Source organism: Pedobacter agri PB92 (assembly GCF_000258495.1).
Taxonomy (GTDB): domain Bacteria; phylum Bacteroidota; class Bacteroidia; order Sphingobacteriales; family Sphingobacteriaceae; genus Pedobacter; species Pedobacter agri.
This window is the reverse complement of the sequence record NZ_AJLG01000036.1, coordinates 20,960-33,509: the sequence shown is the minus strand read 5'-3', so window position 1 is coordinate 33,509 and position 12,550 is coordinate 20,960. Positions and strand designations below refer to the sequence as shown.

Annotated in this window: 10 protein-coding genes; all 10 read right to left on the bottom strand. The window is 42.7% G+C overall.

Annotated elements, in window-relative coordinates:
• On the bottom strand, positions 1–457 hold a 457-nt coding region (locus ON09_RS07480), incomplete at its 3' end, for an efflux RND transporter periplasmic adaptor subunit (RefSeq protein WP_010600440.1).
• Positions 458–859: 402 nt separating this feature from the next.
• Positions 860–1,726, bottom strand: coding sequence for an ROK family protein (locus tag ON09_RS07475; RefSeq protein ID WP_010600439.1), 867 nt, complete (start codon positions 1,724–1,726; stop codon positions 860–862).
• Between the two features lie 10 nt (positions 1,727–1,736).
• A complete protein-coding gene (locus tag ON09_RS07470) occupies positions 1,737–2,909 on the bottom strand; it encodes a glycoside hydrolase family 76 protein (protein WP_010600438.1) in 1,173 nt (390 codons plus the stop codon).
• A 37-nt stretch (positions 2,910–2,946) separates the two neighbouring features.
• A complete protein-coding gene (locus ON09_RS07465; protein ID WP_010600437.1) occupies positions 2,947–5,301 on the bottom strand; it encodes a GH92 family glycosyl hydrolase in 2,355 nt (784 codons plus the stop codon).
• 15 nt (positions 5,302–5,316) lie between these two features.
• Complete coding sequence (locus ON09_RS07460) at positions 5,317–6,525, bottom strand: glycoside hydrolase family 76 protein (RefSeq protein WP_010600436.1); 1,209 nt, start codon at positions 6,523–6,525, stop codon at positions 5,317–5,319.
• Positions 6,526–6,571: 46 nt separating this feature from the next.
• Positions 6,572–7,699: a SusE domain-containing protein gene (locus ON09_RS07455; RefSeq protein ID WP_010600435.1), complete on the bottom strand. Its 1,128-nt coding sequence runs from the start codon at positions 7,697–7,699 to the stop codon at positions 6,572–6,574.
• A gap of 11 nt (positions 7,700–7,710) precedes the next feature.
• Complete coding sequence (locus ON09_RS07450) at positions 7,711–9,027, bottom strand: RagB/SusD family nutrient uptake outer membrane protein (protein ID WP_238533621.1); 1,317 nt, start codon at positions 9,025–9,027, stop codon at positions 7,711–7,713.
• A gap of 74 nt (positions 9,028–9,101) precedes the next feature.
• A complete protein-coding gene (locus tag ON09_RS25630; protein WP_202947127.1) occupies positions 9,102–9,332 on the bottom strand; it encodes a hypothetical protein in 231 nt (76 codons plus the stop codon).
• A 23-nt stretch (positions 9,333–9,355) separates the two neighbouring features.
• Complete coding sequence (locus ON09_RS07445) at positions 9,356–12,280, bottom strand: SusC/RagA family TonB-linked outer membrane protein (protein WP_083837955.1); 2,925 nt, start codon at positions 12,278–12,280, stop codon at positions 9,356–9,358.
• Positions 12,268–12,507 (bottom strand): peptidase associated/transthyretin-like domain-containing protein, encoded by a 240-nt coding sequence (locus ON09_RS25625; RefSeq protein ID WP_010600431.1) that lies wholly within the window; start codon positions 12,505–12,507, stop codon positions 12,268–12,270. Before ON09_RS25625 ends, ON09_RS07445 begins: the two co-directional genes overlap by 13 nt.
• Positions 12,508–12,550: the final 43 nt, after the last annotated feature.

Sequence of the window (12,550 nt, the reverse complement as noted above, 5' to 3'; positions counted from 1 at the left end):
CGGTATTGGAAAGATGGAATTTAGCCAGTGAAGTTTCGGCATTAGATGACTGCAGTTTAGCCCTGGCCAGCGCCAGTTCATTTTTAGATACGATATTTTTATCAGATAATAATTTCGTATTCTCAAGCTCTATTTCGGCCGACTTTTTCTCTGCCTGTGCTTTCAGCAGTTCTGATTGTGCGGCTTTAGGCATGATTTTAAACAACAACTGGCCTGCCTTTACCTGCTGACCTTCATCAACATAAATGCTTTGAAGATAACCTTTCTCCTGTGCCCTTACTTCAATGTTCCGTACAGATTTGATCTGTGAAACGTATTCTTTGGTAAAGGAGGTATCCATCATTAACGGAGCAGTTGCAGCATAGGTTGCCACTTCTTCCTTTTCTTCTTTTTCTTGAGTACACCCGCTTGCGAAGAGCAACGCAAATAGGCCAAAATACACGATAGTCGTTTTCATCGTTTTTTACTGGGATTTTTTATCTGATTGATTGATGTTTCAGAACTTAAAAGAAGAGCAGGTATTCAATCAAATATTTTTGATCGAAAGGTTGACTGTAACCTTTTAATTCTTATGCGAAATAACCATCGAATTATGAAGTTATAATGAAGTTGGCTTTTAGCCAGATCACAAGCCCTTCAATTTTCCCAATAAATAGAATTTTAGCCGGTAGAACACCGGCTGATCGTAGAACAGATGATAGTAAGAGACCTTGCTTCGCCCTTTGCAGTCTACGGAAACTGAATTACAGTAATGCTGCGCTCCAAACTTGGGTAGGAAAAGAGCAGCGGTAAAGTGGTGGGCAAGTTTTAGAAGTTTCAGCCTTACCCAACAGCTGAATATATGTTGTTAGATCGAAAATTAATCCATGTATACCGAACAAGCCGCACCAATCAATGCAGCAGTTTCACCTTTCGAAGAAATATACACAGGAGCGGTAATCGCCATTGTTTTTAAATAATACTTTAACTGAGGCAAAAACAAGGTTGATGCATTGGATATATTTCCGCCCAGCACCACACAATCGTATTGATGTTTTTTATAAAGTTGTGTCAAAAAAACGCCCATATTTATACTAAACTCATCAAATACCTGTAGCAAAGGTCCGCCCAGATCAACATTAAAAATCAGTTCTTTCACATTATTTACCCTTAAGCCCGAGTAATTATTATAGGTGGATACAAACCACCTGGATGAAAAGAAATCTTCACATATCCCGCCCATAAAAGGATGACACCAAAAGTCGGCATCCAAAGCCTGTCCGTTTTTTGCTACTGCCGAGCCAAAGCCAGTCCCCAATGTAAAACCAACAACTTCATCATATCCAGCAGCAGGCCCATGACTGACTTCCCCCTGCAAAAAACAGCCCGCATCGTTAATGAAACATATTTTGGAGATATGACCTGATAACTGATTCAGTAACAAATTGCGGACGTTCATCCCATAGAGTGCATCATATTTCCCCATGCTTTTCATGTAGGATATACCGTTTTGGTAATCAAATGGCCCAGGCATTGCAATAGCAATCTTTCCTGAATTTGCTGCAAACCGAAGGCTTTGATTCATGACAGCAGTCCATGCCTGAATAATATCTTCAGCGCCTGCGGAAGAGTCAATTTTTTCACGCTGCATAGAGCCTTCCAAAATGGTACCGTTTGAAGTATTGACTAGTGCAGCGGTAATGTGTGATCCACCGATGTCTACCCCAAGAACAATCGTATCGTTCATATCAACTAGGTTAATTTTTTAAATTTAATAAGCCAATTCTGCCATAAAGCTCAGCAATGCAAGCTTCGTCAAGCAACCATTTCGGTTTTCGTTTTGAGGTTTCATCGCTTGCCCATTTGGCTGTTAAGAAACCATACTGGTCAACAGATTTTTCCCAGGCTTCGTCTAAATCCTTTGCAACTGCCCGGATGTATTTCGCATTATGATCTACTTTGTACAAAGCTTCATAACCCCTGAATAAAACGGTAACAAACCATGGTAAATCAATGTTGAAGGTATGTTGGCCATTTTCTGTCCGCGAAAAAAACTGGTAAGAACTTGAGGCAACAAGCTGGGCCTCTTTCAGGTAAGCGGGGTCTTTGGTAAACTGATAAAGCAGTACCGCAGACTCTAACATGGAACCGGTGTTGTAGGTGTAGTAGGTTGCATTGGGTTTGCCATCCATTTTAACATCGTTATAGTAAATCCCTTCAGGATTTCTCAACCTTGACTGCATCCACTGATAAAAACGTTTCGCCCAGTTTAAATAAACCGGATCGTTGCTGGCCTGGTAGAGCTTAAGCGCAGCCAGGGTAGCCATGCCATTACTACAGGCCGGTTTTTGATCTTTGTGACCTTCCAGCCAGTACACCCCGCCATCCAGCTTTTCATCCCAGCCGCTGATGATAAAATTGAAAACCTCTTTAGCCTTGCTTACATAAACAGTATCCTTTGTATTGAGGTAGGCTTCAGCATAATCTATACACACCAGGGCATTATCGTCGTAATAACGGTCGGATTTTTCTAACTTGGCAGGGTAAGCCTGATAACCCACCGGCATACGGGTCGTATCGCGGTAGGTCCAAACGCCAACAGCCAAACTATCCAGGTATTCCGCATATTTTTTCTTCAGAGCAGGATACTTGAACAATACATTTGCAGCAGAATACATCCCCGAAAAGGGCCATAAAAAACTGACTTCTTTTTCTTTGACATTTGAACCTTGAAAGTAATCCAGATCTACCTTTTCTCCCCCAGGATAATGTTCGCTAAATAATCCTGGATGTTTTTTCAACCGATAGTTTTTCCAAACCTTCTCAAAAAACATATCCGCCCGGTGTTTATAAATAGTACCCGACTGAAAATGCTGGGCATAGCCCTTCCCTGCCAGCACCATGAGGGTGATGATTAATAATTTTTTCATATGTTTTCGAAATCAGTTTTTAATACAAAACAATTATTTACTGGTTTGAAGGCGGCGGAATGTTTACGCCCCAGGTCTTATTGGGTTTGTTTCCCATGATTAAAGTCAGGTGGCCACCTTTCATCAGTTCATCCCGATAAAGCCAGGCTTTACTGAGCACTTTTCCGTTCCAGGTAGCAGACTGAACATAAATATTGCTTTTGCTATTATTTTTTGCTTCAATGGTCAAACGTTTTCCATTACCAAGGCTAACTACTGAACGGTCGAACATCGGGCTGCCAATCTGGATGGTCGGTCTGGCATCGGTAAGGCCTTTCACATCGAATAAACCCAGGGATGCCATGACATACCAGGAGCCCAGCTGCCCCTGATCCTCATCCTGACCATAACCATAACCATGGATACTTTCAGTACCGTAAAACTCATCGCAAATTGCCCTTGTCCATTTTTGGGTTAACCAGGGCGCCGCAGAATAGTTGAACAACCAGCTAATGTGCAAATTCGGTTGATTGCCGTGGTTATATAGTGATTGAATACCTGCAAAAGCATCGATCGTTTTGCCACCTCCGAAAGCGTTTTTCTGAGAGGTTTCGAAAATGTTATTCAGTCGTTCGTTAAAAGTTGTTTTACCAATCTGCTGGATAAGGCCTTGAGGATTTTGTGGCACATAAAAAGTGTATTGTGTCGCATTTCCTTCCTGAAACCCACGCCAGGCTTCCAGCGGATTAAACTGATCAATGAATTTTCCATCCGCTGTTTTAGGTCTTACCAGTTTGAGCGATTGATCAAAAATTAACCGCCAGCCATCAGACAATTGAATAAGCTTTTGATAATCTTCATTTTTGCCCATCTTTTTTGCCAGTTGCGCAGCTGCAAAAGCACTGTAACTGTATTCCAGCGTATGCGATCCTGAAAAATGTGATCCTGTCGAATCTGTTTTATCGGCATCCAGATAGGGCACATAACCTTTGGATATAAAACTTTTGGTATCCATTTTCCCTGAGCCCACCAGTCGATTCTGATAACCAAGTTCATTGCCTACTACCGCTTTGTAAGCAAGATTTAAATCGTAATCACGAATGTCTGCCTGGTAGGCGCCGGCAATAGCGAGCCCAACAAAATTGGTTCCGACGCCTGATACAAAGTTGCTGTTCGCGATACCATCGCCAAACCAGCCACGTTCTTTATATATTTCAAGCTGGGTATGCACGAAATCGCTGTAATGAGATGGGTACGATAAGGCCCATAGTTGCGTTAGATTCCAGAACCCTCCCCAAATGGCATCTGTATTCATAAAATTGTAACTGAATTTGCCTTGAGCATCTTTTGGCAGCTGCCCAATACTTCCATCATGTCGTGGGAAATTACCGTTCACATCACTCGCTATTCCCCTACCCAATAAGGCATGATATAGCCCGGTGTAAAACTTGGTTTTATCGGCTTCTACTTTTCCTGAAACATTTAGTTTTCCAAGTTCGGATTTCCACTCTTGCTGAGCTGCAGCCTTCGCACTGGCAAAAGTGAGCTGCTGTGCTTCAGTTTCTAAGTTTAGTTTCGCATTTGCGATAGAAGCATAGGAAAGTCCTACTTTGATTTCGACGCTTTCGTTTGCCGAAGTCTGGTAGTTTAAATATAGTCCTGCTCCTATGCCTTTCGCAGATTTCTGATTTGCAACCGCAGCATCTTTGCTGATGGCACCAACTTCTGCAGGCTTTTTATTCAGCGCTCCATAAAAATACATCGCCACACGACCGCCTTCATCATATGTTTTCACATATTTCGGATAAGTGATTACAAAGCCCTGGAAATGAACATCATCAATCATTTCTACAGCGGCATCGGTTATTGGACCGCTTTCTCCCTGCACATTTCCGATTGATAAAATGATTCTTGAGCTATTACTTTTGGGAAACGTATAACGATGAAATCCAACCCTTTTAGTAGCGGTAAGTTCAGCTTTGATGTTAAAATCATCCAATATGACTGAATAATATCCTGGCTGGGCCACTTCATTTTTCCGGTCAAATGTGGAGCGATATCCACTGCCTGCTTTGTCTAATTCTCCCGGCACCGTTTTTAATGTTCCTGCAGTGGGCATAAAACTGATTCCACCCACCTGCCACTCATGAAAATGGACGAATCCTTCAATGGAATTGTGGCGGGTATCATAACCCACCGCTTCCCAGCCCTGCAAATTACCATAACTTCCGTTGGTTGATGGCGCAAGCTTGGCCATGCCGTAAGGCACTGCTGCAGGTGTATAAAAAAACCATCTGCTGTGAGCGGTTCCGATGTTTGGATTCACATATTTCAATAAATCCTGTGCAAAGGAAGTAACTGTTGTGATAAGTAAAAAAAGAAGTATTAATATTGATTTAAAGCCTATTCTCATAATTGAAGATTCTGATTATTGGTATTTTGACAACATCGCCTGAAGGCGCTGCATCCAGGCCTGGTCAACAGTTTCCATCTCGGTAGAACGATTTTGCCCGTCGAAGCCAGCAAAAAAATAATAACCCAGGTTAGCCGTATTTCGGTTCGCAATATTCAGGCGATTGATATTTTCCTTTGCATAAACCAGCCAATCTGGGTTTTTATCTGCCTCGTAAAGGCGAATCATGGCCTGAGAACCCCAGGCGCACCATGCCGGGTTGATCCGTGCTTCGGCAGTATTGAAAACATAGCCTTTGTAAATGGCATTCCATAACGTACTGTTCATCGCCTTGCCCAGGTTTTGTGCTTTGGTTAAATAAGAAGGATCGTTCATAATTTTACTGTACAAAATAAAAGCCTCAACCATAATGGCATTATCATAGGTAAATTTTTGTGTACGCTTAATCCCTTCACCAGCTCCATCTATTTTCCAAATATACAATCCCGTATTGGCATCGAACATTTTGGCCGTTAGCCAGGCATCCACCTGCCTTGCCCAATCACGGTAAACAGATTCTCCTGTTAAACTATACAGTTTCAAAAATAATTGTAAGGTAAGTCCATTGGTTTGAGTAGGTTTTTCGGGTTTAAGGGTATTCCAGTAAAATCCCCCACCATATACATTATCCCAAAGGCCGCTATTGATTAACCAATCGCCACAAGCTTTAGCCTTTGCAAGATAAGCTTGTTTATCGGCACCGGTAGTAATATCATACGCTTCCAGGTATACCATGCCACTTAAGGCATTGTCATCTACATATTTATCGCCGCCCGCACCGGTACCATCAAGGTTCACTGATGCGAAATAGCCACCTCTCAAATCCTTTTTATCCCACATGTTGTCCATAAACTTGAAGGTATTGTTCATGTAAACCAAATAGCTGGTTTCTCCGGCGGCCACCATGGCTGCATCTGCATATATCTGGCTTACATTGTACCATTCAAAACAATTATTTGATTTTGAAGTGGTGTTTGCCCGGTAGCCGTAACTTGCCGTAAGCAGGTTATTGACCGTAAAGGTATGCGTGTCCTTCGCTTGCTGCAGATAATTTACAGAAGCACCTGGAACTACCGGCGGAACAACCGGCGGCGGTGTGACAGGAACAGGATCTCCCCCCTTTTTACAAGAGACAGAAGCCAGGAGAGCGAAAATCAGGAATATATTTTTAAGTGTATTTTTCATCGCGTAGAGGTTATCTCCCCGGCATAACATGCCGGAAGTACAAAATTTATTGGGTTACAATCGTATGGCTATACGGACCATCCCCTCCTAAATTTACCGTTGCTTTTATATTTTTATTGTCAGCTGAAGGATTGAATTTGTAGGTATTATTCCACTGATCATTGGTTACGGAATTGAGGTAAAAATAAGATGCCGCCTGACCAACCGGGCTAACATTGTTTACGTTGCTGCTGCCCATATACTTCACACCGGAGGCGGTATGGACTGCGAATTTGTACCGCTCATCTCTACCCCAAGAAAATTGATAAAAGACAACTGGAATAATCCCAGACTGCCAGATACCTGCTGAAGTGTAATTGAGCTGACCAATTTCGTTGCCATAAGCAGACATATATAAGCCAACGCTTTGCACCTCGCTTACTTCGATTACACTGGCTACATTGAAATCGTATTTCAGGTAATAAGCTTTTGTGCTGCCAGATACCGTAATACCTGTTGCCCCCTCTTTAATAGAAGCACCCTCAGCAAAAAATTTTCTCCCTGCCTGAGCAGGTTTATCAGTAAGTATATAGCTTCCTGCTTTTAAAGAAGTGTAAAGTTCGAATACGCCTTCCTCCAGTTTTTTAAATTTAACTGCTTTAGCGAAGTCATCACCTCCTTCAGTTGCCGATCCGGTTAGATAAAGGTCGGTTGGCACCTCGGCAAATCCGGCAGGGCGTTCCAACTGTAGTGTCCTGACTTCCTGGCCCACTTTGCTATTGCTCGCTTTCGAGGCCATAACCGTCCAGTTTACCTTCCCCGTGGAAGAAGAGTTGATGCCACAAAGTGCGGCAATTCTCGTCAAATCTTTATGAGAGATGGTTACCTGTGGTTGCACACCTCCGCCATCGGAAACTATTTTAAAAACCGGTTTCGAAAAATTTCCTCCTTCTTTGTCAAAAGCCACTTCATAAAGGATCAGGCCACCATCTTCAGGTGTTGCCGATGTCCACTTAAATTGCTGCGAAGCTGCAGCATTGGACGGCGTGAGTTTAATCGAAGCTTGATTTACGGGCAAACTTAAAGTGCCTACCAGACTGATGTTTTCATTTAGATCCCGTTCTTCCTTTTTGCAGGAAACAACTGCAAGACATACAAGCAGTATTAAGGCGAATATTCTATTTAGATTTTTCATGACTTGATTCGTTAATAACCTGGGTTCTGTGTTAAATTTTTATTTAGGCCGATTTCACTGGAAGGCACTGCCCATAAGTAATCACGCTGTGGATTGAACTTACGTTGTTGCGTTCTGATGTAGCCGCCATCAACATTTTGATCAGTGGCGAATTTTGCACCATGGGCAAAACCATTCATGGTGGTTTCAGCCACTTTCCATCGCCTGATATCATCCACTCTTAAACCTTCCATCGCCAGTTCGGCTCTGCGTTCACGGCGAATGATGTTAGTCAAATCACCTGAAGGAAAACTTAAGGCTCCGGCATCAGTAAATCCAGCTCTCGAGCGAATGGCACCAATTGTTTTTGCCCAAATTGCTGCATCCATTTGCCCTAAGCTATTTTTCGCTTCTGCATAAGTAAGCAGGACTTCTGCATAGCGGAACAAATGCAGATTATTTCCTGATACGAAACTTGATAAGGCAATCGGATCGAAATATTTACGCCAGTAATAACCTGTTGCCGAAGCACTTTGTGAACCTGGGGAATATTCATCTAATCCGGGTTGCACCGGGTCAGATCCTGGTCTGATGTAAATGGTTTTGGTGGTGTTATTCGGGTTTATCCAGCTGTATCTGTCGTAAACTACTGTTGCGGTAAGTCTCGGATCGCGGTTTACATAAGGATTGCTTTCCACATACCCTGAACCCGCATCTTTAATTCCTCTTCCATTGAGCATAATATAATCGTCTACCAGTTCCTGGGTTGGTGCCATGGCACTCACCCTTCCGCCTACGGTTCTTGGTGCAAAATCCCAGAAGTTTTGCCAGGTGCGCACTGTTGGTACATATTGTAGCGATAATAAACTTTCATTATTGGTCTTGTTGGTAGCAGGGTCACTAAACAACGCACTGTAACTTGGGGTTAATGCGTAGGTTCCATAAGTTGCCTGATTGTTGATCAGCTTTTCGCAAACCGCAACCACCTCAGCCATTTTATTGCCCTGATAAAGTAAGGTTCTCATTTGTAGCGCCAGCGCAGCACCTTTGGTAATCCTGCCATTTTCACTGGCCGGAAGCTGGTCCTTACTTGGCAGGTTCGGGATAGCCGCTTCCAGCTGTGCGATGATATAATCGCTAACCGTAGCTTTAGAAGTACGTGGAATTACCTGCGCTTCTTCCGGCGTTAAATCATGATCAGGAAGTGGCACATCGCCATACCATTTGCTCAGGTTAAACAAGGCGAAAGCACGCATAAACTGGTTTTCTGCTTTCATTCTTGCAATGGTTGCCTGTGGCAGGGTTTTATTCTGATCCACGTTTTCCAGAAAAATATTTACCGATTTAATCGTTCGGTAATAACTTGCCCAGTCTCCGGCGAATTTCGCGGTAAGCGAAGTCGCGTTGCCGCTTGCGATCAGGTTTAAATCGCCTGATGGCGAATAAGCGTTATCAGAAAGTGCTTCGGGTTCGAAAATAAACTACTGTTGTAAAGCAAGCTATAATTATTATTAAGGGCATTGTTTACATTAACATCCACGGTCCAGAAGGTTAAATCTGAAAACCGATCGGTGGGTGCAATATCGAGCTTTTTGCAGCCTGCAACGGCAAGCAAGGCCATTGCTATAATTAGGTTTTTGAATGTAGATTTCATATGAGTAATGCTTACCATGATTATTAAAAGGTAATGTCTAAACCAGCACCGTAAAAAATTGGCAGCGGATACTGTCGGGCACTGTTTGAGCTGGAGCCCGTACTAAGGTTATTTCCAAATTCTGAAGTTTCAGGATCAATAAATTTGAGTTTACTTAACGTAAACAGATTTTGACCGATCAGTGAAACACGCAAACGGCTGATTCCTGCTTTGCTGGTTATGGCCTGCGGCAATGTGTAGCCTATGTTTACATTCTTCAAGCGGGCGTAAGCGGCATCATATTTATATAAATCGGAGCCTGTTCTCCAGTTATTCGTATTGGATGGCGACCCAATATTCGCAAAGATTGGATAACGGGCATCGGGATTACCCGGACTCCAATAGTCAGTCATGTGTTCATAAACTGTTGCACCATATCCATAGTGGAAAGGTTCAACCAATTCACCACGCAGGAACGTTTCCCGCTTGCCAACACCTTGAATAAACAACTGTAGATCAAACCCTTTTACTGCCAAACGGTAAGTAAACCCGAATGTGTAGCGTGGAAATGGATTACCCAATACCGTTTTATCTTTTGCATCAATCACCCCATCATTGTTCAAATCCTTAAATTTCACATCACCTGGAACTACGGGGTTACCGGCAATTTTTGGCGAATTGTTGATATCGGATTGGTTTTGAAAAAATCCATTGGTTTCATATCCGTAATATTGCGTGATAGGCTCGCCAACACGTCTCAACAACTGAAACACATCCTGATTAATGATTTGCTCGGTGGCGCCACCTGATAACTGCAATAATTTATTTTGGTTATCGGCCACATTTACGCTGAAACTTTGCGTAACATTTTCTCCACGAAGATTATACGTCACTGAAGCTTCCCAACCCTTGCTTCTTACTTTTGCTACATTAAAATCGGGTGTTGCCGCACCAAAAATTGCCGGAATATCCTGTCTCGGCTGAAGAATATCTCTGGTTACCTTATTGAAATATTCAAAAGTAGCGGTCAGCTTGTTATCAAAGAAGCCCGCATCCAAACCAACGTTAAAGGTTGAAGCTTTCTCCCAGGTTAAATCGCGGTTAGACAACAAAGTTCCGGCGCCACCAACAGGAATGTTATTAAATCCATAAGCACTTGCATAATTGAAGTAAGTGGTCTGGTACTGGAAATTGCCAACGTTCTGATTTCCGAGAACACCATAAGAAGCACGGATTTTTAAACTGTTCACCGTATTTTTTATCGACTGCATGAAATTTTCCTGTGAGATCAACCAGCCAGCGCTAACTGATGGAAAGAAACTGCCGCGGTTGCCTTTAGCAAATTTTGAAGAGGCGTCATATCGGGCAGTGGCCTCAAGCAGATATTTATCTTTAAAAGCATAGTTTAACCTGCCAAACAAAGAAAGCAGGCTATTAGAGTTGATGGCCAGGCTATTGTTTGAGTTGATTGGATCGACTATCGTACCTGTTGTAGGCGTACCCAACAACTGATCGGTTAATGTTTTCTGCAGCTGGAATCCCCGTTGAGAATAATTTTCGCTTGAGGCGCCAACCTGTACTTTGAAGTCGTGATCAGCAATTTTCTTTCCGTATTCCAGGTAAATTTTAGTATTAAAAAGCTGTGACTTGCTATTGGCATCGAGCACGGAACGATCATCGCCATATACCCCTGAAGGCAGATAATTTACCTGTGTTCTTCTGAAAAAAGTACCGTTATTTTGTAGTGTACCACCGAACTGGCCTGTCAATACCAAATCTTTTGTGATCTCAAATTGTCCATTGAATGATCCAAAAATCTCATCATTATCTGCCTGGTTAAAGCCTCCTTTTTCCAGCACACCATATTCGTTATATTGCGAAGCAAAAGGGTTGGTCAGGTAATTTCCATTTTCATCCTGCCAGTTAAAATTTGCCGGAACACGGTTGGCATCAGCGAAAATATTGTTATCGCCAACGCTATTGGTTTTGTTTCGGGTTTTGGTGTACAGGAGGATGAAATTTGTTCTGAGCTTACCGATTACATTGGTTTGGTTTAACCTCAAATTATATTTCTGATAGCCAAAATTTGAGCCTTCGCCTCCATTACCAATAAAATTACTTTGCTGATCCTGATAACCTGCGGACACAAAAAATGCACTTTTCTCACCACCGCCGGCAATGTTAACATTGTGTGACTGTTGTGGCGCTGTACGCAAAAGATTTTCGATATTCCAGGTACCATCACCCTGATCTTTCAATTGCTGAATTTGATCAGGCGTATATGCCGGACTCAGACCTGAATTCACCAAAGATTCGTTTTTATAATAAGCATTCTCCCAGGCCGGAACTTTATGAACCAACACGTTCGCATCCTGGACACCGTAACTTCCATTATAAGATACGGTGGTTTTCTGATTAAGCTTACCTGCTTTTGTGGTGATTAAGATCACACCGTTTGCAGCCCTGGAGCCATAAATGGCAGCAGCGCCTGCATCCTTCAATACAGAAACGCTGGCAATATCGTTGGGATTAATGGTATTCAAATTTCCACCAACAATACCATCTACCACAACTAGCGGCGTATTGTCGCCAAGTGTACCCACACCCCTAATATTTACGGTTACATTACTGCCCGGATTAAGGTTAGTTTGCTGAATAATTAAGTTTGGCGATTCACCCTGCAGGGCCTGATAAGCATTGAGCACTGGTTTATTTTCAATGTTTTTGGCATCTATCGTACTTACCGCACCCGTAATCGATACCCGCTTTTGCGTTCCGTATCCAACTACCACCACATCATCCAGCGCATTTTCGCCTCCAGCTTTAAGCTGAACATTGATGGTTTTTCTACCTGCGATAGGAATATCCTGACTTACATAACCGAGATAGGAAAATGTCAGACTTCTGGAGGCTAAATTATCTGGTACCGAAAGGCTATAAAGTCCATTGCCATCCGTTACGGCTCCAATGGTAGTCCTTTGATCTGCACACTTACACCCGGGAGTGCAATACCTTTTTCATCGACCACTTTCCCGCTAACAGAAATTTCACGTATACTGATTCGCATCAATGGCGCTTTGGTCGTTTTTGCCTCAACGTAGCCGGGGCTGAACGGAATCAGCATTGATACCAGTACCACCAGCTGCCTGAGCGGCAGTCGTTTTAGTTTTTTAATTTGGTAAAGTTTATGTCTCATAACATTTAAATTAAGGATGATGCGGTCATGGCATCTGATATAT